Annotated in this window: 19 protein-coding genes and 4 tRNA genes; 2 read left to right on the forward strand and 21 right to left on the reverse strand. The window is 60.3% G+C overall.

The features are described 5' to 3' along the window. Positions 1-117: 117 nt before the first annotated feature. The gene (locus GPL81_RS01915) at positions 118-870 is read left to right on the forward strand and encodes a carbonic anhydrase (protein ID WP_160104985.1); all 753 of its coding nucleotides are present in this window, start codon (positions 118-120) and stop codon (positions 868-870) included. Positions 871-933: 63 nt separating this feature from the next. Here the strand turns inward: GPL81_RS01915 and GPL81_RS01920 are convergent, their stop codons facing one another. Together GPL81_RS01920 and GPL81_RS01925 are read right to left on the reverse strand one after the other, a co-directional pair. Then, positions 934-1,128 (reverse strand): hypothetical protein, encoded by a 195-nt coding sequence (locus GPL81_RS01920; protein WP_160104986.1) that lies wholly within the window; start codon positions 1,126-1,128, stop codon positions 934-936. Positions 1,129-1,708: 580 nt separating this feature from the next. Beyond that, a tRNA-Val gene (locus GPL81_RS01925) sits at positions 1,709-1,785 on the reverse strand. Between the two features lie 183 nt (positions 1,786-1,968). On the opposite strand from GPL81_RS01925, the gene GPL81_RS01930 reads away from it, so the two are divergent. Further along, on the forward strand, positions 1,969-3,252 hold the full coding sequence (locus GPL81_RS01930) for an NAD(P)/FAD-dependent oxidoreductase (RefSeq protein WP_121102862.1): 1,284 nt from the start codon (positions 1,969-1,971) through the stop codon (positions 3,250-3,252). Between the two features lie 109 nt (positions 3,253-3,361). On the opposite strand, the gene GPL81_RS01935 is transcribed toward GPL81_RS01930, so the two are convergent. From GPL81_RS01935 to asd, 19 genes are all read right to left on the reverse strand, one after another. Next, positions 3,362-4,333: an XdhC family protein gene (locus GPL81_RS01935; protein WP_160104987.1), complete on the reverse strand. Its 972-nt coding sequence runs from the start codon at positions 4,331-4,333 to the stop codon at positions 3,362-3,364. Position 4,334: 1 nt separating this feature from the next. Further along, on the reverse strand, positions 4,335-5,570 hold the full coding sequence (locus GPL81_RS01940) for a c-type cytochrome (RefSeq protein ID WP_160104988.1): 1,236 nt from the start codon (positions 5,568-5,570) through the stop codon (positions 4,335-4,337). Positions 5,571-5,572: 2 nt separating this feature from the next. After that, entirely contained in the window at positions 5,573-6,112 is a 540-nt protein-coding gene (locus tag GPL81_RS01945) for a (2Fe-2S)-binding protein (RefSeq protein ID WP_007982256.1), read from the reverse strand. Beyond that, the gene (locus tag GPL81_RS01950; protein WP_160104989.1) at positions 6,105-8,936 is read right to left on the reverse strand and encodes a xanthine dehydrogenase family protein molybdopterin-binding subunit; all 2,832 of its coding nucleotides are present in this window, start codon (positions 8,934-8,936) and stop codon (positions 6,105-6,107) included. The genes GPL81_RS01945 and GPL81_RS01950 overlap by 8 nt, the downstream gene beginning before the upstream one ends. Before the next feature lie 437 nt (positions 8,937-9,373). Further along, a tRNA-Asp gene (locus GPL81_RS01955) sits at positions 9,374-9,450 on the reverse strand. 92 nt (positions 9,451-9,542) lie between these two features. Next, positions 9,543-9,619 (reverse strand) — tRNA-Asp (locus GPL81_RS01960). 53 nt (positions 9,620-9,672) lie between these two features. Next, a tRNA-Val gene (locus tag GPL81_RS01965) sits at positions 9,673-9,748 on the reverse strand. A gap of 226 nt (positions 9,749-9,974) precedes the next feature. Next, positions 9,975-10,748 (reverse strand): SDR family oxidoreductase, encoded by a 774-nt coding sequence (locus GPL81_RS01970; RefSeq protein WP_160104990.1) that lies wholly within the window; start codon positions 10,746-10,748, stop codon positions 9,975-9,977. Next, positions 10,745-11,956 (reverse strand): O-succinylhomoserine sulfhydrylase, encoded by a 1,212-nt coding sequence (locus GPL81_RS01975; RefSeq protein WP_096512549.1) that lies wholly within the window; start codon positions 11,954-11,956, stop codon positions 10,745-10,747. Before GPL81_RS01975 ends, GPL81_RS01970 begins: the two co-directional genes overlap by 4 nt. Positions 11,957-12,028: 72 nt before the next feature. Continuing rightward, on the reverse strand, positions 12,029-13,534 hold the full coding sequence (gene purF / locus GPL81_RS01980; protein WP_095193313.1) for an amidophosphoribosyltransferase: 1,506 nt from the start codon (positions 13,532-13,534) through the stop codon (positions 12,029-12,031). A gap of 41 nt (positions 13,535-13,575) precedes the next feature. Beyond that, entirely contained in the window at positions 13,576-14,136 is a 561-nt protein-coding gene (locus tag GPL81_RS01985; RefSeq protein WP_096512550.1) for a CvpA family protein, read from the reverse strand. A 98-nt stretch (positions 14,137-14,234) separates the two neighbouring features. After that, positions 14,235-14,894: an SPOR domain-containing protein gene (locus GPL81_RS01990; RefSeq protein WP_160104991.1), complete on the reverse strand. Its 660-nt coding sequence runs from the start codon at positions 14,892-14,894 to the stop codon at positions 14,235-14,237. Next, positions 14,878-16,185 (reverse strand): bifunctional tetrahydrofolate synthase/dihydrofolate synthase, encoded by a 1,308-nt coding sequence (gene folC, locus GPL81_RS01995; protein ID WP_160104992.1) that lies wholly within the window; start codon positions 16,183-16,185, stop codon positions 14,878-14,880. The genes GPL81_RS01990 and folC overlap by 17 nt, the downstream gene beginning before the upstream one ends. Continuing rightward, the gene (gene accD / locus GPL81_RS02000; protein WP_096512553.1) at positions 16,182-17,102 is read right to left on the reverse strand and encodes an acetyl-CoA carboxylase, carboxyltransferase subunit beta; all 921 of its coding nucleotides are present in this window, start codon (positions 17,100-17,102) and stop codon (positions 16,182-16,184) included. Before accD ends, folC begins: the two co-directional genes overlap by 4 nt. 191 nt (positions 17,103-17,293) lie before the next feature. Then, positions 17,294-17,911, reverse strand: a complete 618-nt coding sequence (locus tag GPL81_RS02005) for a phosphoribosylanthranilate isomerase (RefSeq protein WP_160104993.1) — start codon at positions 17,909-17,911, stop codon at positions 17,294-17,296. A 63-nt stretch (positions 17,912-17,974) separates the two neighbouring features. Continuing rightward, complete coding sequence (gene truA, locus GPL81_RS02010) at positions 17,975-18,799, reverse strand: tRNA pseudouridine(38-40) synthase TruA (RefSeq protein WP_095193691.1); 825 nt, start codon at positions 18,797-18,799, stop codon at positions 17,975-17,977. 294 nt (positions 18,800-19,093) lie between these two features. Further along, on the reverse strand, positions 19,094-21,772 hold the full coding sequence (locus GPL81_RS02015; protein WP_160104994.1) for a motility hub landmark protein FimV: 2,679 nt from the start codon (positions 21,770-21,772) through the stop codon (positions 19,094-19,096). Between the two features lie 206 nt (positions 21,773-21,978). Beyond that, on the reverse strand, positions 21,979-22,989 hold the full coding sequence (locus GPL81_RS02020; protein WP_160104995.1) for an aspartate-semialdehyde dehydrogenase: 1,011 nt from the start codon (positions 22,987-22,989) through the stop codon (positions 21,979-21,981). A 247-nt stretch (positions 22,990-23,236) separates the two neighbouring features. After that, positions 23,237-24,349 carry an aspartate-semialdehyde dehydrogenase gene (gene asd / locus GPL81_RS02025; protein ID WP_007975660.1) on the reverse strand — a complete coding sequence of 371 codons (1,113 nt, stop codon included), beginning with the start codon at positions 24,347-24,349 and terminating at the stop codon, positions 23,237-23,239. Positions 24,350-24,370: the final 21 nt, after the last annotated feature.

Below are 24,370 nucleotides of genomic sequence, written 5' to 3' on the forward strand. Positions count from 1 at the left end.
GCGGAAAACATAACGTTGCAGACCGGCTAGACTTCAACACTCCAGTGCCTCAGGGCCCTGCAGACACTACCCCCAACAGCTGTCATTCCCACCGAATTGAACTGAGTACACGACATCATGTGTGAATCATGCGATTCAAACTCTGCTTCAAAAATGAATGATCGTCGCCATTTTCTTCGGGTTGCCGGGCTAGGAGCCGGAGCCCTGCTACTTGCCGGTATCCTGCCCGACCGGGTCCTTCAGGCAGCAGAAAAAACCTCAGCGGCGCCAAAACCTAAAAACGTGATCAACCCGGATGAAGCCCTGAAACGGCTGATGAAGGGAAATGAGCGATATATCAGTGGCAACTCCAAGAAACACGACTTCAAGAGCGAACGTGAAGCGTTGGTCTCCGGCCAGAATCCGTTCGTGGCAGTACTGAGTTGCTCCGACTCCCGTATCGCACCCGAGTATGCTTTCGATACCGCACGAGGTGATCTATTCGCCATACGCGTCGCCGGTAACTTCGTCACAGATGAAGGTCTGGCCAGTCTTGAATACGGCGTTGCCGTGCTGGGTGCGCCACTCATCCTGGTATTGGGGCATGAGAGTTGCGGCGCCATCGAGGCCGGTATAAAAGCCGTAAAAGAGCACACCGTGTTCCCTGGGCAAATCCCGAAACTGACTGACGCACTCAAACCCTCTATCGAGACAGTCATCAACCAGCCCGGAGACCTGGTGGAAAACGCAACCGTGCAGAATGTCAAAGACACGGTCGACCGCCTCAAGAAGGCCACGCCTCTGCTGACCGACGCGCTCAGTAACGGCAAACTGAAAATAGTCGGGGGCATCTATCGACTGGCGACCGGTAAAGTCGAGCTGATTGCCTGACTCGACACAGCATCGGTGAGGCGTATCAGATGTGAAGAGCCCAGCGCGATGGCTGGGCTCTGGTTATTTTCTGTTTTCCATCATTTTGTCAGCGAGGGCTTTGGCCCTCTCGATCAACAGGTTCTGCCTGTCTTCGTGAGTAGCGCCGCCGACAACCGGTGCTGTCAGATTGCTTTCGGCAATCAACGCCGCGCAGAAGTATTGATCCCAGACGGTTTTAGATTCGGATGACTGCGTGTTCATTTGGTCGGAGATCATGTTCGACTCCTTTAGATGAGGTAGTACTGCCCATTCTACGCCTGAATGGCGGTGTGACTGTGGCGGCTTGACCTGCCAGGACAGTGACTGGTGTATCGGGTTACAAAATCCACTTCAGAAGAACATGAGACGCGATCCACGACGATGACTTGACCACCATCCATTGAAGCAGAAGGCAAATGGACAAATAAGTCGCATAGAACTTGATCATCCCTCGCCTCCCCATATTGGTCTCCCGCACAAAAGCCAGCGAAGCACTTGGTCACGTGTTCAGGTTGGATGCCATTCGGTGCGATCAGTTCAATATCAAAACGAATTGGTTTTCATTCGACCAGGCTTCGCCAAAACAATAATGATTTTCAGGTTTAGTCAGCGCCCGGGACGCCTTGGTTATGAGGGAGGCAGCGAACCCGCGAATTGGCGCACAACACGGTGGAGTTGAAAAATATTGAGTAGGTTGTCGCATTCGCTTCAAGGGGATGAGCCGGGCTTGGCAAATGCTTTGCCAAACACCAGACAACAAAAAAGGGCCCACCTTTCGGTGAGCCCTTCTAGACCGCCCAGCAGAGCGGATTTTGTTTGGTAGGCGCGATTGGACTCGAACCAACGACCCCCACCATGTCAAGGTGGTGCTCTAACCAACTGAGCTACGTGCCTGCTGTGAGGCGGCATTCTACGGAATTCCGGAGGGGTGTCAACACCTTTTTTCGAGCTAACCCTATGAATATGCAAAATATTTAATTTTTCGGCTGCAAAGAAGATTTTCCGGTGGCTGGCGGTGGTTTTTTAACTCGGGTAGGATCGACACACTCGTAAAATATATTAAACAGAGGCAGCAGGATGGCGAACACCCCCTACCCAGAGTCCTACTACGCCGCATCGGCCAATGCGGTGCCGCCGCGCCCGGCTCTGCAGGATGATGTTGAGACTGATGTCTGTGTGATCGGCGCCGGTTACACCGGACTGTCAGCGGCGCTGTTCCTGCTGGAGAGTGGTTTCCGGGTGACGGTGCTGGAAGCGGCCAAGGTGGGTTTCGGCGCGTCGGGACGTAACGGCGGCCAGATCGTGAACAGCTACAGCCGCGATATTGATGTGATCGAGCGCAGTGTCGGCCCCAAACAGGCTCAGTTGCTGGGGCAAATGGCGTTCGAGGGCGGGCGGATCATTCGTGAGCGGGTCGCCAGGTACAACATCCAGTGCGACTTGAAGGACGGTGGCGTGTTCGCCGCCATCACCCCTAAACAGATGGGCCACCTGGAGTCCCAGAAGCGTCTGTGGGAGCGCTTCGGTCACACGCAACTCGAACTGATGGACCAGCGACGCATCCGTGAAGTGGTGGCCTGCGATCAATACGTCGGCGGCATGCTAGACATGAGTGGCGGGCATATCCACCCGCTCAATCTGGCGCTGGGCGAGGCGGCTGCCGTGGAGTCGCTGGGTGGCACCCTTTACGAGCAATCACCGGCAGTGCGCATCGAGCGTGGCGCGAATCCTGTGGTGCATACGCCACAAGGTAAGGTCCGGGCAAAATTTATCATCGTGGCGGGCAACGCCTATCTGGGCAATCTGGTGCCGGAACTGGCCGCCAAATCGATGCCCTGCGGTACTCAGGTGATCACCACGGAGCCCTTGGGCGATGCATTGGCGAAAAGCCTGTTGCCACAGGACTACTGCGTCGAGGACTGCAACTACCTGCTCGACTACTACCGCCTGAGTGGTGACAAGCGCCTGATTTTCGGCGGCGGCGTGGTGTATGGCGCGCGAGATCCGGCGAACATCGAGGCAATCATTCGGCCGAAGATGCTCAAGGCCTTCCCGCAACTTAAAGATGTGAAGATCGACTACGCCTGGACCGGCAATTTCCTGCTGACCCTGTCGCGCCTGCCGCAGGTCGGACGCCTGGGCGACAATATCTATTATTCCCAGGGTTGCAGCGGCCACGGCGTGACCTACACGCACCTGGCAGGCAAGGTTCTGGCTGAAGCGCTACGTGGCCAGGCCGAGCGTTTCGACGCGTTTGCAGACCTGCCGCACTACCCCTTCCCCGGCGGCCAATTGCTGCGCACACCGTTTGCGGCATTGGGCGCCTGGTATTACGGATTGCGGGACAAGTTCGGCTATTGAGCAACACACAAACCTTTGTGGGAGCGGGCCGCCGGCAAAGGCGTCCGCATTGGCGGTGCAAGGCTCGAGGTCGCCTTCGCTGGCAAGCCAGCTCCTACAAAGATTGGAGTTAGAGCCGATCCCGCGCGATGCCGGTGCGAATTCGCAGGATATCGGCCAGTACCGCCAAGGCAATTTCCGCCGGTGTCTTACTGCCCAGGTTCAAACCGATTGGCGCATGGATCCGCGCCAGTTCGACATCCCCCAGTCCACCAATTCGCCGCAAGCGCTCGAAACGCTTTTGCGAAGTCTGCATGGAGCCCATCACACCGATGTAAAACGCCTCGGTGCGCACCGCTTCCATCATTGCCAGGTCATCGATGCGCGGGTCGTGGGTCAGGGCGACCACTGCCGTATCGCTGTGGCAGCCACCGTCGGCGATGAACACCGACGGCAGTTGACGGCGGATCTCCACGTTGTCCAGCACTACGCCTTGCAGCACCTCGTCACGCGGATCACACAGAATCACCTCGAAGCCCAGGCCCACGGCAAATTCCGCACAAGCCTGCGCCACGCTGGAGTACCCGGCCAACAGCAAACGCTGAGCCGCGCCGATGCGCAGTCGAACCCGGTCGATCTCGCGCTCGACGCGCACGCCCTGTTCGCGATCGTCGAACAGACTGCGTGCGCCGCTAACCAGGTCGACTTCGCGGATCAACCGACGCCGCCCCAACAGTGCCGACTCCAGCTCGCGCAAATGCGACTGCACGTCGCAATCAGGCTCAAGCTTCTCGACCAACACATCCAGTACGCCGCCGCAGGGAAGGCTGACCCGCGAGCGCGGGTCATCGCCTTCGCCGTAGCGCACGACGCTGACCGCTTGCTCGAATGCACCTTCGGCGACGCGTTCGAGAAAGTCTTCCTCGACACAGCCGCCGGACAGCGAACCGATCCACTGTCCGTCGGCACTCACCGCCAGCAACGAACCCGGCGCACGGGGTGCCGAGCCGTAGGTGGCGAGGACCGTACACAGCCAGACGCGCTGTCCGCCCGCCGACCACTCCAACGCCCGGCGCACCACTTGCAGATCCAGATGCTGCATGTCAGTGCGCCTTGTGCTCGAGCGGCGGCGCATCCGCACGCAGCGTCTGCACCTCGTTCACCGCCAGATCACCCGCCTGACCGCCCCACCCTTGACGCAGGTAGTTCAACAAATCAGTCAGCTGCTCGTGGCTGAGTTTTGCGGCGAAGCCCGGCATCGGCTGCATGTGTTCGAACCCGGCAAATTTCTGCTCGCCGATACCATCGTCGATCACCCGCACCAGGTTGCGCGGATCCTCCAGGCGCAGCGTGGTGTTGCCGCGCATGGCCACGGCAATGTGCGGTTTGCCTTCGCCACCGACCGCATGGCAACCGGCACAGACATTCAAATATTCCTGACGGCCGCGCTGGGCGCTTGCGCTGAGCTTATCCAACGGTACGTCCGTCAGCACTTTCGCCGCCGGTGGCTGATCACCGAGCAGGAAGGTCGCCATAGCCGCCAGATCAGGATCATTCAGGCCCTGGGTGCTGTTGTGGAATACCGGGAACATCTCGTTGAACATCGTGCCTTGGGCGCTCATGCCGTGCTTGAGGAACGAGCTCAGGTCCTGATGATTCCAGCCGCGAGCCGCCAGGTCAGTGGCCAGCAAGCTCGGCGCCAGATAACCGTTGAGCAGGCCGCCCGTCATGCGCTTGTCTTGCTGCATCGCCCCCGGCAGCCCCCGTGGCGTGTGGCATTCGCCGCAGTGGCCAAGCACGTCGACCATGTATTGGCCACGCTTCCAGGCTTCGCTTTTGCCTTCGGTCGGCGCCAGCTTCACGTCTTTACCGTAGAGCATGTTCCAGCCCATCAGGCCCATGCGCACATTGAACGGAAAGCTCAGGCTGGTCACCGGCGCGGCACGTTCGATCGGCTCGATGGTTTTCAGGTAGGCGTGAATCGCGTCGGAGTCTTCACGGGGCATCAGGTGATACGAGGTGTACGGCATCGCCGGATACAGGTTGGCACCATCACGGCGCTTACCTTCGGTCAGCGCGGCGAAGAACTCGTCATCGTTATACAAACCGATGCCATGCTCTTTGCTCGGGGTGATGTTGGTGCCGTAGATCGTGCCGAACGGCGAGACAATCGGCAGACCGCCCGCAAACGGCGCGCCGCCCGGTGCGGTGTGGCAGGCCATGCAATCGGCGGCACGGGCGAGGTATTCGCCGCGTTTGACCTGATCATCCGCCTGCGCCAGCAACACAGGCGCAGCCAGGCCGACCGCCAATGCAAGGCGGGTCAGTAGATGCTTCATGCTCAACCCTCCTTGACCAGGCCGAGATCCGTCAGCACGTTGCGCGTGGCGCTGTAGTAGCGCACGTACCCGGTGCAGCGGCAGATGTGATGACCGAGGCTGTCCTCGATGACTTTTTCCAGCTGGCTTTTGACGATCGGCTGACGCTGCAGCTTTTCCACCAGCACCGTCGCGGCGTTGACGAATCCTGGCGCGCAGTAGCTGCACTGGAAGGCGAATTCGTCGACGAAGCGCTGCTGGATCGGGTTCAGTTCGGTGACCTTGCCCTGCTCGTCGCGGGTCGCGTGGCCTTCGATGGTCCGCACCTTCTTGCCTTCAAAATAGTGCGCGCCGGTGATGCAGGTGCGCACTTCTTCGCTGGTGCCATCCGGGTTATCGACGATCACCACACAGGCGTGGCAGATACCCTGGCCGCAACCCAGGCGCGAGCCGGTGAGGTTCTTGTATTCGTGCAGGTAATCGATCATCGGCAGGTCATCAGGGATGTCCACCGGGCCGACGGATTGACCGTTGAGGGTCAGTTGAAGCGGACGGTTAGCCATTGAGGGCCTCCTTGATGCGTGCAGAAGTGATAGGCAGGTCGCGGACACGTTTGCCGATAGCGTGGGCCACGGCGTTGCCGATGGCACCCACCACCGGAATCATCACCACCTCGGCGATGCCCTTGGATGGATCGCTCGGCGACAGCGGCGGCAGGATTTCCGCGGTCTGTTTCCATACCGCCACGTGCCGCGCCATCGGCAAGCGGTAACGGTTGAAGTTCCAGTCACCCTCCCCCGGCCCACCTTCGTACAGCGGCATTTCCTCCATCAGCGCGTGGCCGATGCCCATGGCGATCCCGCCTTCGATCTGGCCCTTGACCAGTTCTTCCACCAGCACCCGACCGCACTCGACCCACGAGTGATGATTGAGCACCGACACTTCTGCCGAACCTTTGTTGACCTTCACTTCCACCAGCGTCGCGACCGGACTGTAATAAGTCACCGCCGCGTTGTTCAGCTGGGTTGCCGGGTAGGCGATGTTCTGGCGATCCAGCAAATGGAAACCGCCGCTGCTCATCTGTGCCAGTTTCGCCTTCGGTGCACCGTCGCCGTACTTGACTGCCAGTCCATCGAGCGGCAAACGCTCACGCACGCCGTCGATGCTGAACTCGGCCTCGGCCCAGCTCCAACGGTTGAAACCGTGCACGGTGGCACCGGTCACCAGACCGCGCTCGTGGGCACGCTTGGCCAGCATCGCGAAAGGCAGCGGTTCCATGCCGTTGGCGGTGAGTTTGCCGTCGACCCAATGAGCGTCTTCGCGTCGCACCACATAAGGGTTGGCCTGACCGCCGTAAGGGCCTTGTCGCCAGATCTCCAGCGCTGCCGGCCACAGCCCGTGGTTGAACAGCACACGCGCCGCTTCACGGGTGGCGTGACTGAAGTAGTAGGCGGAGTTGGTTGCCGACGAGGCCGATGCAATCTTGCCGACCCAGCGTGGGTTGCGCAGGAAGTTGTCCTGTTCGGCCTGGCTCATGATGTAAGGGTTGCCGCCGGTGATCAGCTGCATTTCCTTCCAGTCGGTTTCACCGGTCTTCACTTCATGCGCAGGCAGACCGAGGAAATCGGCCACGACCATCGCTTGCGAAGTGGACATGCCGGTGCCGATCTCGATGCCGATGTGACGCAGGTTGATACGCCCCTCCGCGGTGAATTCGATACTGGCCATCGGCGCTTCGGAACCGGTGCCGAAGTCTTTCTGGCAGATGGCAAAACCGACGCCATACCAGTGATCAGGGTCAGCCGCTTCACGCTGCATCTTGATCAGGTCGCGTTTTTTCCAGACCTCGTGTGCAGCGGCTTTGTCGAGAATTTCATGCAAACGCAAAGCACCCGCAGGGACCGCGCCCTGGGTGTTTTTCATGCCCGAACGCAGGGCGTTTTTGCGGCGCAGCTCAATGGCATCGATGCCGAGGCGACCGGCGATTTCATCGACCATCATCTCGGTGGACGCCATGCTCTGCAGGGTGCCGTAGCCACGCATCGATCCGGCTTCCACGGCACGGGAATGGTAGGCGGTGACCTGCAGGTCGTTCTGCGGCATGTAGTAGATCGACTGCGCCGCCGTGGCGCCAACCGCAGCCACAGACGGGCTGTAGTTGATCCGGCCGCCACCGTCGACGCTCATCTCGGCGCGGAAAATCTTGAAGCTGTGATCGGTCTTATCCACCGCCAGCTGATAGCGGATGTCGAACGGATGACGCTTGATGCCGCTCTGGAACTGCTCGTAGCGGTCGTTGGCCAGACGCACCGGCACACCGGCACCGTACAAGGCCGCCAGCGCTGCGTAGTAAACGAAAATGTTGTGGTCTTTGGAGCCGTAACCGACGGTGTAACCGGGATGCATGTTGAGGTTGGCCAGGCCAAATCGCGACGGCGCGATCATCTTCGCGGTCTCTGTCGCGGCTTCCAGCGGGCACTGGGTCGCCACCACAAAATGCAGGGTCTTGGTCGCCGGGTCGTACCAGCCGTTGCCGTTGTCCGGCTCCATTGCTGCTGGTTCGATCGATGGAGTCTTGTAGCGCTCGTCGAACACCAGCCAGTTGTCTGGCGGCGTGTCGATCTGCTGCTTCATGCGCTCAGCGTAGAACAGGCCGCGCTCGGTCAGGTTGCCGTGCAGGTTCGGCTGGGAATTCCACACCGGACGGCGGTTGCGCAGCATCGGGAACAGGATCGAATCCTTGAGGCTGGCGAACTCGTCTTCGTCTGCCGAGGTCGCGCCGCCGACACGCACGTAGCGGAAGCTACCGTAGGGATCGCCTTCGTAGAACGGCACCTGAGCACCGTAGCGGATCGCTTTGTCGTTGAACTTGAGTTGGGCCTTGGCCTTGCGGAAACGCTCGAAGTCGTTCCAGATCAGGATCGCCACCGGGTGGCCGATGAACATCGGCACCTTGCCGGCCGGCAACAGTGGGTCGGGGGCGTGTTCTTCCGGAAAGACGATACCGTCCTTGACCAGGTCCTCGGCGGTGACGATGCGGTCCGGCTGCAACTCGGCGCCCAACCACGACAGGTCGTAGCCGTCGTAGATACGGTCAGCCTTGATGGTTTTCAGCAGCATGGCGTGACCTTGCTGCTGCGGCCAGCCCGGCATGTCCTTGGCGCGGATGTCGCGGGCAAAGACCTTGCTGCCGCAGACCTTGGACAAGGCATCGTTACGGGCGCGCGCCTTGCCGTTGTTGCCAAGCCATTGCTCGGACGGCACGGTCACGCTGTTTTCCATCAAGGCGGCCAGCGCCTGGCTGCTCAGCGGTGTAAGCGTGACGCTCACACCCGCCACCAGCCCGCCCTGAAGGAACGAACGCCGGGATATTTCACGGTTGGACATGGATCATCCTCTGGGCGGTTATGGGGTCCGCCCTTCTGGTTATGTACTGGAATTCTCGAGTCTTGCAGAAGCCCTTCTTGACGGTTCAAGGGCTGAAATGACAGTGCAAAGCTGACTGAAGGGTTAAGTTTATAGATTTACGACCTTGCGGAAAACTAAAAACTGACCAAAAGATCAAAAAACCGCGACTATTTGGCGCACTGTGGATTTCGGCAGACAACGAAACAAGATTCGCCCCGTCGCGCTTACGCGCAAATACGGCTCTATCTGAGGATAGACATGCAGAAAGGACTGACAGGAAAAATACAGGAGGGAAAAATCAAATTTCAGAAACAAAAAACCCCGGTCTTTCGACCAGGGTCTTTGCTATCGACTCGAAGTAGCACTGATGGCTCTCTTCGTAGCTCCAAGGCGTTCAGCGGGCCTTGAGGCAGATATGGCGCAGCGGACGGGACTCGAACCCGCGACCCCCGGCGTGACAGGCCGGTATTCTAACCGACTGAACTACCGCTGCGTATCGCTTTGGACTTTCGCCCAAGTAACTCGTTTGATTGAAAACTCAGTAGCTTTTCAATCTCGAACCAGGCGAACCTGACTCGGAAAATATGGCGCAGCGGACGGGACTCGAACCCGCGACCCCCGGCGTGACAGGCCGGTATTCTAACCGACTGAACTACCGCTGCGCGTCGGTGGAGGCATTTCAACCTACCTCTTGCTTTCGCAAGTATCTCGGGAGTGGTGGGTGATGACGGGATCGAACCGCCGACATTCTGCTTGTAAGGCAGACGCTCTCCCAGCTGAGCTAATCACCCGTTTGCATCTCCGAGGCCGCGAAATTTACGCAGGTAACGAACCTAAGTCAATAGCAGGATTGAAGTTTTTCTGAAAAAGACAAAAATGTGTCATTCCGCATGAGCCTGGCCACCATCAGATCGCTTCGCGAGCTGGCTCGCCCCCACAGGGGAACGCGGTACACATGTGGGAGCGAGCCTGCTCGCGAAGGCGGCGGAACATTCAACATCAATGCTACTTGTCCGATTACTCGCTGTAGATCATCTTCTTGGTCATGCCACCGTCCACCACAAACTCCTGCCCTGTGACGAAACCGGCATTCTTCGACAGCAGCCAGACCACCATCGCCGCCACGTCCTCGACCGTCCCTACCCTGCCCGCCGGATGCTGCGCATGATCGGCATCGGTCAGCGGCTCGGCACGGCGCACTGAAGGGTCGCGCGCATCGATCCAGCCCGGGCTGACCGCATTGACTCGAATTTCCGGCCCCAAGCTGATGGCCAAGGCATGGGTCAGGGCCAACAGGCCGCCCTTGCTTGCCGCATACGCCTCGGTATCGGGTTCCGATTGCCCGGCGCGGGTCGAGGCAAGATTGACGATCGCCCCGCTGTGGGCGCGAAGGTATGGCGCGCAGTGCTTGGCCAACAGCATCGGCCCACTGAGATTGACCGCCAGCACCCGATTCCAGTAAGCCAGATCGAGACTTTCCAGGGTGGTGTTGTGCGGATCGGCAACCGCCGCATTGCACACCAGCGCATCCAGACGCCCGAATTGCCCCAGCACCTCGGCAACACCCAAGGCGACCTGCGCCTCATTGGAGACGTCCATGGCGATGAACCAGGCGTTGTCGCCGAGCACCTTCGCCACCTTCGACCCTCGCACCCGGTCCAGATCCGTCAGCACCACTTGCCAGCCTTCACTGATCAGCCAGGCGGTAATGCCCAGACCAATGCCCCGCGCAGCGCCGGTCACCAGCGCTACACGGCCATTGGAGGCGGTTGGCGTGGACAACTCGATCACAAGGCAGCCAACCCGCGCGCCAGGTCGGCTTGCAGGTCTGCCACGTCTTCCAGACCGACCGCGATGCGGATCAGGCTGTCACGAATCCCCGCGGCTTCACGCTCTTGCGGCGCAAGACGGCCATGGGAGGTGGTGCTCGGGTGTGTAATGGTGGTTTTGCTGTCGCCCAGGTTGGCGGTGATCGAAATCAGTCGGGTTGCATCGATAAAGCGCCAGGCGCCCTCTTTGCCGCCCTTGACCTCGAAACTCACCACGGCGCCGAAGCCCTTCTGCTGACGCTGGGCCAATTCATGCTGCGGATGGCTCTTGAGGCCCGCGTAGTGGACTTTCTCGATACCGTCCTGCTGCTCCAGCCACTCAGCCAACTGCTGGGCGTTGGCGCAATGCGCCCTCATGCGCAGATTCAGGGTTTCCAGCCCCTTGAGGAAGATCCAGGCGTTGAACGGGCTCAAGGTCGGCCCAGCGGTACGCAGGAAACCCACCACTTCTTTCATCTGCTCGCTGCGACCCGCCACGACACCGCCCATGCAACGTCCTTGCCCGTCGATGAACTTGGTGGCCGAATGCACGACGATGTCCGCGCCCATTTTCAGTGGTTGCTGCAACGCCGGAGTGCAGAAGCAGTTGTCGACCACCAGCATCGCGCCTTTGGCGTGAGCGATTTTTGCCAGAGCCGCGATGTCCACCAGCTCGGCCAGCGGATTGGACGGCGATTCGACGAACAGCAATTTGGTGTTGGCCTTGATCGCCGCATCCCAGCCGGACAAATCCGCCAGGGGCACGTAATCGACTTCGACGCCAAAACGCTTGAAGTACTTCTCGAACAGGCTGATGGTCGAACCGAACACGCTGCGCGACACCAGCACATGATCACCGGCGCTGCACAGGCTCATCACCACGGCCATGATCGCCGCCATGCCGGTGGCGGTGGCCACGGCTTGCTCGGCACTTTCCAGGGCAGCAATGCGCTCTTCGAAGGCGCGCACGGTCGGGTTGGTGTAGCGCGAGTAGACGTTGCCCGGCACTTCCCCTGCAAAACGCGCGGCCGCGTCGGCGGCGGTGCGGAACACATAGCTGGAAGTGAAGAACATCGGATCACCGTGTTCGCCTTCCGGCGTGCGGTGCTGACCGGCACGTACCGCCAGGGTATCGAACGCTACGCCTTCGAGGTCGCTGTCCAACCGACCGGCATCCCAATCCTGACTCATGCTGTCACTCCTTCCCTATTCTCGTAAATTAAAAGCCAGATACAAAACCGGCCCCTCAGGGCCGGTAGAAACTCAGTTGTTGTACAGATCGATGATCGCACTGACCGCCTGGGTCTTGACCTTCGAGGCATCATTACGTGCCTGTTCGATCTTGTTCAGGTAAGCCTCGTCGACATCGCCGGTGACGTACTGACCGTCGAACACCGCACAATCGAACTTCTCGATCTTGATCTTGCCGCCACCGACCGCTTCGATCAAGTCAGGCAGGTCCTGATAGATCAGCCAGTCGGCACCGATCAGGTCGGCCACGTCCTGGGTCGAACGGTTGTGCGCGATCAGCTCGTGAGCGCTCGGCATGTCGATGCCGTAGACGTTCGGGAAGCGTACGGCTGGCGCTGCGGAGCAGAAGTAAACGTTCTTGGCGCCCGCTTCCCGTGCCATCTGAATGATCTGCTTGCAGGTGGTGCCACGAACGATGGAATCGTCCACCAGCATCACGTTCTTGCCGCGGAACTCCAGTTCGATGGCGTTGAGCTTCTGACGTACGGATTTTTTCCGTGCCGCCTGGCCCGGCATGATGAAGGTACGGCCGATGTAGCGGTTCTTCACGAAGCCTTCGCGGAACTTCACGCCCAGGTGGTTCGCCAGTTCCAGGGCCGCGGTGCGGCTGGTGTCCGGGATCGGAATGACCACGTCGATATCGTGATCAGGACGCTCGCGCAGAATCTTCTCGGCGAGCTTCTCACCCATGCGCAGACGGGCCTTGTACACCGACACGCCGTCGATGATCGAATCCGGACGCGCCAGGTAGACGTGCTCGAAAATGCACGGGGTCAGGGACGGGTTGGTCGCGCACTGACGGGTGTGCAGCTTGCCGTCTTCAGTGATGTAGACCGCTTCGCCCGGTGCCAGGTCGCGAATCAGGGTGAAGCCAAGCACGTCCAGGGACACGCTTTCGGAGGCGATCATGTATTCGACGCCTTCGTCAGTGTGACGCTGGCCGAACACGATCGGGCGGATGCCATGCGGGTCGCGGAAACCGACGATGCCGTAGCCGGTCACCATCGCCACGACTGCGTAGCCACCCACGCAACGGTTGTGCACGTCGGTGACGGCGGCGAAGACGTCTTCTTCGGTCGGCTGCAACTTGCCGCGCTGGGCCAATTCGTGTGCGAACACGTTGAGCAGCACTTCCGAATCGGAGCTGGTGTTGACGTGGCGCAGGTCGGATTCGTAAATCTCCTTGGCCAGTTGTTCAACGTTGGTCAGGTTGCCGTTGTGCGCCAGGGTGATGCCGTAAGGCGAGTTGACGTAAAACGGTTGAGCTTCGGCCGAGGTCGAACTGCCTGCGGTCGGGTAGCGCACATGGCCGATACCCATATGGCCGACCAGACGCTGCATGTGACGCTGTTGGAACACGTCACGCACCAGGCCATTGTCCTTGCGCAGGAATAACCGGCCATCATGGCTGGTCACGATACCGGCAGCGTCCTGGCCGCGGTGCTGGAGCACGGTTAGCGCGTCATACAGCGCCTGATTGACGTTCGACTTACCGACGATACCGACGATGCCACACATGCGACGCAACCCCTACTTAATGGATCTGAACTGAACACAACTCACTGAGGCATTTTGGCCATCGGCAAGAGGTGCTCCTTGAACGGTATATCAGCGGGTACGCTGATTCCGCTGGCAAGCCACTGACTGCTCCACCCGAGAATCAGGTTTTTGGACCAGTCCGCGACCAATAGAAATTTTGGCACGAGCTGTGACTGTTGCCACCACTCGTCGTGTTGTACCGGCCCCAGGCTCAACAGCCCGACCGCCACGACCACCAGCAACCCGCCACGCGCGGCGCCGAAGGCCATGCCGAGGAATCGATCGGTCCCGGATAGCCCGGTGACGCGTACCAACTCGCCGATCAGATAATTGATCATTGCGCCAACCACCAGGGTGGCGACAAACATGATGGCACAGCCCGCGATCACGCGAGCCGAAGGTGTCTGGATATACCCGCCGAGGTACTCGGACAATGAACCACCGAACATCCAGGCAACGACTCCTGCGATGATCCAGGTCACCAGCGACAGTGCTTCTTTGACGAAGCCGCGGCTCAGACTGATCAATGCGGAGATGGCGACGATTGCAACGATCGCCCAGTCAACCCAGGTAAATGGCACAGTGCAGCCTACAGACGGATAAGGCGGCGCATTTTAGCAGAGCCCATGCTGATCGGTAAGCTGCGATTGTCAGTGCATTTCAAATCAGGGCGATAGATTTAGCCGCGCTCTGGCTGAAAGCGCACCACAAACCCCTTGAGGTTCTGCTGGCGGTTCAACAAGTCACGCAGACGATCGGCCTCGGCACGCTCGATCAGCGGCCCGACAAACACCCGGTTCTTGCCATCGGCAGAGCGGATATAGGCGTTGTAACCCTGGCTGCGCAGGGTTTTTTGCAGTTTTTCCGCACTTTCACGATTGGACAGACTGGCCAGTTGCACCGACCAGCTGACCGACAGGCCATTGGCGTCCACGCGGCTTTGCGTGGTGTCGGGCTTGCCTGGCGCAGCCGTGATCGGCTGAGCAGGCGCTGTCGCCGGTTTAGCGGCCAGCGCCGGAACCGGAGCAGGTGTCACCGGCTTGGCAATTGGCGCCGGAGCGGGCACAGCCGGAGCAGTCGGCACTGCCGGTATGTCCTGGGCAATTTCGTCGTCGCTCGGCACCGGTTCCTGAGGCAAGGCTTGCGGTTCAGGCACCACCACCGGCTCGACCTGCACTTGCGGCATCGCAGGCGCTTGTGGCGCAGCAGGGACGTCAACCGTCACCTGACGCTGCTCATCCTGACGGGAAAACAGCATCGGCAGGAAAATCACGGCCAGCGCCACCAGAACCAGGGCGCCGACCATGCGCTGTTTATAGGCTTTATCCAGCAATGCCATCTGCCGCTTCCTCCGTGGAGCGCCGGGCCAGCCAATCCAGGGCCTCGGCGACACAATAAAATGATCCGAACAACAAAATTTCGTCGTCGCCCGTCGCCAGCGCGCACTGCCCTTCCAGGGCCGCGGCCACGCTGCCATAAGACGTAACTGAAGCACCGCGCCTGTGCAACGATTCGTACATTTCGCTAACCGGCCGCGCCCGCGGCGAATCCAGCGGTGCGACAGCCCAGTGCTCGACACTAGCACTCAATTCGTCAACAACACCATCCAGATCCTTGTCCGCCAGCAACCCGAACACCGCCAGGCGCTTGCCGGCCGGCGGACGACTGGCCAGACGCCGGGCCAGATACTCTGCCGCATGGGGGTTATGCCCCACATCCAGCAACAGATTCAGACGCTTGCCTTGCCAGTCAAACTGCCGGCGATCAAGACGACCGACCACCCGCGTCGCTTGCAGCGCCTGGATAATCTGCGTATCCACCCAAGGCAAACCGAGCAGCAGATAGGCCTGCAACGCCAGCGCAGCGTTTTCCATCGGCAGATCGAGCAAGGGCAGATCGTGCAATTCGACCGCACGACCCTGGGCGTCGATACCGCGCCACTGCCAATTGTGCTCGGTGATCCCGAGATCAAAATCGCGCCCACGCAGGAAGAACGGGCAATTGAGCTCGCGCGCTTTATCCAGCAGGGGTTGTGGAGGATTCAGGTCACCACAGAGCGCAGGCGAGCCCCGGCGAAAGATGCCGGCCTTCTCGAAGGCCACGGATTCACGGGTATCACCCAGGTAGTCCGCATGGTCGACGCCGATGCTGGTGACCAGCGCCATGTCGGCATCTACCACGTTGACTGTATCCAGACGCCCGCCCAGACCAACTTCCAGCACCACGGCATCAAGCCCGGAGCGTTGAAACAGCCAGAACGCCGCCAGGGTGCCCATCTCGAAATAGGTCAGGGAAGTGTCGCCGCGCCCCGCCTCGACCGCAGCAAAGGCCTCGCACAACTCGGCGTCAGTGGCTTCGACGCCATTGACCTGCACCCGCTCGTTGTAACGCAGCAGGTGCGGGGAATTGTAGACACCGACTTTCAGGCCCTGAGCCCGCAGCAACGAGGCCACGAACGCGCAGGTGGAGCCTTTGCCGTTGGTGCCGGTGACCGTGATCACCCGAGGCGCCGGCTTGCCCAGTCCCATGCGGGACGCTACCTGTTGCGAGCGCTCAAGGCCCATGTCGATGGCCGAAGGGTGCAACTGCTCAAGGTAGGCGAGCCACTCGCCAAGGGTACGTTGGGTCATAGGTTGGCAGGCACCGGTGGAACGACGATCGGCTCGATAGGTGCAGCGACGAATTTTGGCGTCGGCAGGCCCATCATTTGCGCCAGCAGGTTGCCCAGGCGCGGACGCAGCTCCTGACGAGAGATGATCATGTCGATGGCGCCGTGCTCCAGCAGGAACTCACTGCGCTGGAAGCCTTCCGGCAGTTTTTCGCGCACGGTCTGCTCGATGACGCGCGGACCGGCAAAGCCGATCAGGGCTTTCGGTTCGCCGACGATCACGTCGCCCAGCATCGCCAGACTGGCGGATACACCACCGTAGACCGGATCGGTCAACACGGAGATGAACGGAATGCCCTCTTCACGCAGACGCGCCAGTACCGCGGAGGTCTTGGCCATTTGCATCAGGGAGATCAGCGCCTCTTGCATTCGCGCACCGCCGGAGGCGGAGAAGCAGATCATCGGGCAGCGTTTTTCCAGCGCGTAGTTAGCGGCGCGGACGAAGCGCTCACCAACGATGGCACCCATGGAGCCGCCCATGAAGTTGAATTCGAACGCAGAAACCACCACCGGCATGCCCAGCAGCGTACCGCTCATGGACACCAGCGCGTCTTTTTCGCCGGTCTGCTTCTGTGCACCGGTCAGGCGATCCTTGTACTTTTTGCCGTCGCGGAACTTCAGGCGGTCGACCGGCTCCAGGTCCGCACCCAGTTCGGCACGACCTTCAACGTCGAGGAAAATGTCGATACGGGCGCGGGCGCCGATACGCATGTGGTGATTACACTTGGGGCAAACGTCCAGGGTCTTTTCCAGTTCCGGACGATACAGCACTGCCTCGCAAGACGGGCATTTGTGCCAAAGACCTTCAGGCACCGAGCTCTTCTTGACCTCGGAACGCATGATCGAAGGGATCAGTTTGTCTACCAACCAGTTGCTCATGCTTTCTTTCTCCAGTACCGGCGGCCCGAACGCTCTGGTTCGCAGCCCCGCGTATGCCCTAAAGCTAAATTCATGTGTGCGGCGATGTTCGATGGATGGCCGGGTCAGTGAAGCGTGACCTGCGTACCACTCATCAATCCTCAGCCGTTTTGTACAGTGCAGTGGACGGCGGCAGTGTGCCAGCCGTCACATCATCCGCGTGCCGCTTTGATGAACGCCTTGATCTTCGCGTGATCCTTGATGCCCTTGCTCGCCTCTACCCCGCCACTGACGTCCACGGCATAAGGCCGAACCCGCGCCACCGCTTCGGCAACGTTATCCGAAGTCAGGCCACCGGCCAGGATGATCGGTTTGCTCAAGCCTTGCGGTATCAGAGACCAGTCGAACGCTTCGCCGGTTCCACCGGGAATACCTTCGACATAGGCGTCGAGCAGGATACCGCTGGCGCCTGGATACGCGTCACAAGCGGCGGCGATATCGTCACCCGCCTTGACCCGCAACGCCTTGATGTACGGACGATGCCAACTTTCGCAGTCTTCAGCGCTTTCATCGCCATGGAACTGCAACAGGTCCAGCGGCACGGCGTCGAGGATTTCCCCCAGCTCGCAGCGACTGGCGTTGACGAACAAACCCACGGTCGTGACAAACGGCGGCAAGGCTTTGATGATTGCGCGCGCCTGCTGGAACGTCACCGCCCGCGGACTCTTGGCGTAAAACACGAAACCGATGGCATCGGCCCCGGCTTCGACCGCTGCCAACGCATCCTCTATGCGGGTAATCCCGCAAATCTTGCTGCGAACGGCTGACATGTCGAGAAAACCTCACGGTAAATCCGGGAAAGTCCCGGATGGTAACAAAAGCGCTCGAGGGCGTCAGCCGTCAAGTTCGGAGAAACCGGTGAGGAAGTGCGGCCCGATATATCGCTCGGGCAATTCGAACTCGTCGCGGTACTCGACCTGCACCAGATACAGGCCAAACGGGTGCGCCGTCACCCCGCCGGTACGACGGATGCGGCTCTCCAGCACCTCCTTCATCCACTCCACCGGGCGCTCGCCAGCGCCGATGGTCATCAGCACCCCGGCAATGTTGCGAACCATGTGGTGCAGGAAGGCATTGGCGCGGATATCCAGCACGATCATCTTGCCGTGACGGGTGACGCGCAGGTGATGCAATTGCTTGATCGGCGACTTGGCCTGGCACTGACCGGCGCGGAAGGCGCTGAAGTCATGGGTGCCTACCAGGTATTGCGCCGCTTCAGCCATACGCTCGACGTCCAGTGGACGGTGGTTCCAGGTGATTTCTTCGTTGAGATGCGCCGGACGGATCTGATCGTTGTAGATCACATAGCGGTAGCGCCGGGCGATAGCCTTGAACCGCGCATGAAAATGCGCCGGCATGACCTTGGCCCAACTGACGCTGACGTCGTGCGGCAGGTTGATGTTGGCTCCCATGACCCAGGCTTTCATCGACCGCTCGACCTGGGTATCGAAATGCACCACTTGTCCACAGGCGTGCACGCCGGCATCGGTACGCCCTGCGCAAAGCAGCGAAACCGGTGAATCGGCGACTTTGGACAAGGCGTTTTCGAGTGTTTCCTGCACGGTGAGCACACCGGAGGCCTGGCGCTGCCAGCCGCGATAACGCGAGCCTTTGTATTCAACGCCCAATGCGATCCGGAAAAAGCCGTCAGCCGCCATTTCGGCGGCCGGGTTATCTAAGTTTGCCAAGGAGGGACAGCCTGCTGATGTACGCAAAGGTGGGCATTATAAGGTTGTCGGGCGGGGATGCCAGAAGGATCTCCATTGACTGTTCCGGCCTCATCGCGGGCAAGCCCGCTCCCACAAGGATCTTTGGCGCCCACAAAACCTGTGGGAGCGGCGGTGCGACGATTCGACTTGCCCGCGATGAGGCCTTCACAAACACCACCCCGCCATCGACAGAAACAAAAACGGCAGCCTCACCGGGCTGCCGTCCTGTTTAAAGCCATATCATCAAGCCAGACGCGCAAGCATCTCCCTGGCTTCGCTTTTCTGACCGTCGTCACCTTCGGTCACCACCTCATTGAGGATGTCCCGGGCGCCGTCGTTGTCACCCATGTCGATGTAGGCCTGAGCCAGATCGAGCTTGGTGGCGACTTCGTCGGTACCGGACAGGAAATCGAATTCCGGCTCGTCATCCACGGTCGCCAGGGCGTCGTCCACAGTGAAGGTTGGCTCGCTGATGCTCTGGGACAGGCGATCCAGCTCGGCGTTGACGTCGTCAAGCTCGGCGGCAAACGCATCCGGTGCCTTTGAAGCGTCCATTTCGTCAGCCAGGGACAGGTCGAAATCAGCGGGCAACTCCAGATCGTCCAATGTCACCTCAGGGACTGCCGGCGCCTCAGCAACAGGCAGATCCTTCACCCCCTCATCCAGATCCAGATCCAGCAGGAAGTCGTCTTCAGCAAGAAGCGCTGGCGAAGGCTCACCACCGAGGTCCATGTCCAGATCGAAATCTGACAGATCGTCGAGGTTTTCCTTGATTTCAGTTTGCTGTTGCAGCACCGACTCGAAACTCAAGTCGTCGTCCAGCGGGAAATCTTCCAGCTCGTCCAGGGTTGCAGTTTCCGGCTCAGGCTCCGGTTGCGGTTGCGGTTGCGGCGCCGGGCTCACGGCTGCTGGCGTAATGTTCTCCAAATCATCCAGGCTCAGATCGAATGCACTGTCGAAATCGTCATCGGTTGGAATTGCAGCCGGGGCCGGTGTTTGCGGTTCGTCCAGCAGCAGGTCCTTGACGTATTGCGCATCCAGTTCGGCAGCAACGGCCGCAGCGGCGATACCACCGGCAGCGACCAGCGCCATGGCCGGGAAACGGCTTTTCAGTTTTTCGACCTGGGCAAAATTGTCGCCATTGGCCACCAACTGACGCTCCTGAACCACAAATGCATCTCGGTCGCCCTGCAAGCCATAAACTTCCATCAGTTTCAGGCGCACATCACTGCGCTGCGGCTCTAGCTTGACACCTTCTTCCAGTAGCGCGGCAGCCTGATTCAGGCGACCGGCGTCGATGTGCGACTGGGCTTTGCCCAACACGTCGCCGGAACGTTCCGCTGCCGGAGCCACCAGTGGTGCAGCGATCGGTGCCGTCACCACAACCGGCTCAATCGCCGGAGCCGGAGCCGGGGCTGGTGCAGGTGGCGGCACAGTGGCGCGCTTCACGCTCGGCGGCGGAACCTCCAGACCTTCGAAGCTGCTTTCCGGCAGGTCCAGATCAGCGGAAAATGGCTGTTCTTCAGCCAGGGCGCGAGCCATACGCAGGTGCTTCTCGGCTTCCTGCTGGGCTTTGCGGCGACGGGCCAGCAACAACAGCAACAGCAAGACCACCACTGCCCCGCCACCGGCCATACCCAGCAGCCATGGATTGGTCAGCAATTCGTTGAATTTCTGTTCGTCGGAAGCTGCCGGTGTCGGCTCGGCGGGTTGCTCGGCCGAAACCGGAGCCGCCGCTGTCTCAGGCGCAGCCGGAGTCGGTACTGCCGGCACAGGTTCGGCGGGCGTTGGTGCAGGGCTGGCCGCCAGTTCAGCGGACATCGCCGGAGCGGCCGGGGCAGTAGCGGCAGCTGGTGCATCCACAGCGCCTTCGGCCTGCAACTTGGCCAGCTGATTGTTTTTCAGCTCGATCAGGCGCTGCAGCTTGTCGAGCTGACTTTGCAGATCGGCCATGCGGCTTTTCAGTTCGGCGTTGTCACGACGAGTCGTATCGAGGCTTTCCTGGGTGACCGCCAGTTTGTTGTTCAAGGCCTTGGCATCACCTGCCGCACCTTTGCCGCGTCCCTTTGCGGACTCGGCAGAGACCAGGGTCAGTTTGTCCGGACCGGCTTGCGCAGACATTGTTTCACCGCGGCCGCGGTTGGTGGCATCGAGCTGTTGCTGACCCGTTCCCGGTTTAGCGACGTAGCGACGCCCCTGGCGCCAGGCAGTGTTCTGTGCAGCGACCTCGGCAATTGCCTTGGGTTGCGGCAGGCTGGTGCTCTGCGCCTGATCCGGCAATCGCAGCACCTGCCCGGTTTTCAGGCGGTTGATGTTGCCGTCGATGAAGGCATCCGGGTTCAGCGCCTGGATGGCCAGCATGGTTTGCTGGATCGACCCGCCGTTACGTGCCTTCGCGGCGATCTCCCACAAGGTATCGCGCGGCGTGGTGGTGTACTGGGACGCTTTGCTCGCACCGGTGACCGGCGTTGTACCTTGGGTCGGTGCAGGCTGCGCAGCCGCTTCAGCGGTTTGCGGCGAGAATTTGGACGGATCGAGCAGCACGCTGTAGTCGCGCAGCAGACGACCGTTGGGCCACATCACCTGAACCAGGAATTTCACCATCGGCTCGGAGAGGGGTTTGCTGGAGGTCACACGCAGGATGCTTTTGCCGCTGGCGTTCAACACCGGGGTGAAAGTCAGGTCGTTGAGAAATGCCTGGCGGTCGACACCGGCCTTGGCGAAATCTTCAGGTGAAGCCAGGCTCGGCACCACTTCGGCTGCGGTGAGCTCCTTGACGTCCAACAACTCGATTTCCGCCACCAGCGGCTGGTTGAGCGTCGACTTCAGGGTCAATTCCCCGAGTCCGAGGGCATGCGCCATACCGGAGGACAGCGCCGAGGCGGCCGCTATTGCTAACACCAGTTTGCGAACTTGAACCATAGCTCATCCTTAGTTTGAACATTCCTCGGCCAGCGAGAAGGTGTTGATGCCGCTGCCATAAGGCATGGCGCGCGGCGGCGAAGGGTCGTCGCGCGCGATTGTTTCGTGCATGCCCCGGAAAGCCCCGCAGGGTGACTCGCCTTCAGCATTCCGGCCAAGCATAACGCCCACCCGGAACCATTCGAAAATTTGTTGCCAAGTATCTTTTACAGCAGGTCTTTTATCAACAATTCGGCCAGCTGCACAGCATTGAGCGCGGCGCCCTTACGTACGTTATCTGACGTCAGCCACACATTTAGTTCCGACAGGTCGTCGATACCATGGCGAACCCGACCAACGTAAACCACATCCTGCCCTACCGCGTCGCCGACCGGCGTCGGGTAATCGCCGGCTTCGACCAGCTCGATGCCGGGCGCATCTTCCAGCGCAGCGTTGACTTTGGCCAGGTCGATCTCGCTCGCCGACTGCAAGGTCACGCTAAAGCTATCGCCAAAAAACACCGGGGCTTGAATGCAAGTGACGGAAATCTTTAATTCAGGCAACGCCATGACCTGACGCAGCTCACGCACCAGGCGCTTTTCCAGCAATGTATGGCCCTGTTCATCCGGCTTGCCCACCTGAGCCAACAGATTGAAGGCCATCTGCCGGTCAAAGAATTTCGGCTCCAGTGGCCGCACATTCAGCAATTCGGCGGTTTGCCGGGCCAGCTCACTCACGGCTTCGCGGCCCTGGGCCGATACCGCCAGGCTGGCGGTCAGGCTGATGCGCTGCAAATCGAGCAAATCCATCAACGGTGCGAGCACCACCGCCAGCGTGGTAGCTGAAGGACTTGGACTGCTGACCTGAAACGGTTTTTTCAAACCGGCCAACACCTGAGCGTTGGCCTCGGGCACAACCTGCGGCGCTTTTTCTGCCGGCAAGGCACCGGAGAGATCGATTACCGAGCAACCGGCATCGGTCGCACGGGAAGCAAAACTCAACGAAACCGCCGGGCCGGCGGCAAAAAATGCCAACTGCACCTTACTGAAGTCGAATTCATCGACCTCCCGCACCCGCACGTTCTTGCCGCGAAACGGCACCGAACTGCCGGCGGATTCGCTGCTGGCCAGCAAGTGCAGATCGCCGACCGGGAAATCGCGCTCCTCGAGAATCTGCACCAGCGTTTCGCCGACAGTACCGGTGGCGCCGATCACGGCAATATCAAAGGACTGGCTCATGGTTTTACCTCTGGCGAAACGGGGGGAGCGGCACTTTACCGGGTGGTGGGCATGCAGGCAATTCGATGGGGATCTGTGGTGACAGAACCGACGCTATCGCGAGCAAGCTTTGCTCCCACACAGGTTGTGGTGCGCTTGCCTCTGTGGGAGCAAAGCTTGCTCGCGATGGCGGTCTGGCTCACGACACGAATCCATAAAAAAACCCGCACCTCTTTCAAGGCACGGGTTCTTTCATTGCATCAATCGATCAACGCTCGAGCAGGATCCGCAGCATGCGACGCAGCGGCTCGGCCGCGCCCCACAACAGCTGGTCGCCGACGGTGAACGCACCGACGAATTGCGAACCCATGTTCAGCTTGCGCAGACGGCCAACCGGGATGTTCAGGGTGCCGGTGACCTTGTTCGGGCTCAGCTCCTGAATGCTGGTCTCACGGCTGTTCGGCACCAGCTTGACCCATGGGTTGTGCTGGCTGATCAGCCCTTCGATATCGGCGATCGGTACGTCTTTGTTCAGCTTGATGGTCAGCGCCTGGCTGTGGCAACGCATGGCGCCGATGCGCACGCAGATGCCGTCGACCGGGATCGGGCTCTTGAAGCGACCGAGGATCTTGTTGGTTTCGGCCTGGGCTTTCCATTCTTCGCGGCTCTGGCCGTTCGGCAATTCCTTGTCGATCCACGGGATCAGGCTACCGGCCAGCGGTACACCAAAGTTTTCAGTCGGGTACGCATCACTGCGCATGGCTTCGGCCACACGACGGTCGATGTCGAGGATCGCGCTGGCCGGATCGGCCAGTTGATCGGCAACAGCAGCGTGGGTTGCGCCCATTTGCTTGATCAGTTCACGCATGTTCTGCGCGCCGGCACCGGAAGCCGCCTGATAGGTCATGGCGCTCATCCACTCCACCAGACCGGCCTCGAACAGGCCACCCAGGCCCATCAGCATCAGGCTGACGGTGCAGTTGCCGCCGATGTAGTTCTTGGTGCCCGCATCGAGCTGCTGGTCGATGACCTTGCGGTTGACCGGATCCAGCACGATGACCGCGTCATCCTGCATGCGCAGGCTGGAAGCGGCGTCGATCCAGTAACCCTGCCAGCCGGCTTCGCGCAGCTTCGGGAACACTTCGCTGGTGTAGTCGCCACCCTGGCAGGTCAGGATCACGTCGAGGGTTTTCAGCTCTTCAATGCTGTAAGCGTCCTTGAGCGGAGCAATATCCTTGCCCACGGACGGGCCTTGGCCACCGACATTGGAAGTGGTGAAAAACACCGGCTCGATAAGATCGAAATCCTGCTCTTCCAGCATCCGCTGCATGAGCACGGAACCGACCATACCGCGCCAACCGATCAGACCTACACGTTTCATCGCAACTACACCTTCTTGAAA

Origin of the sequence: Pseudomonas izuensis, assembly GCF_009861505.1 — a bacterium.
Classification (GTDB): Bacteria; Pseudomonadota; Gammaproteobacteria; order Pseudomonadales; family Pseudomonadaceae; genus Aquipseudomonas; species Aquipseudomonas izuensis.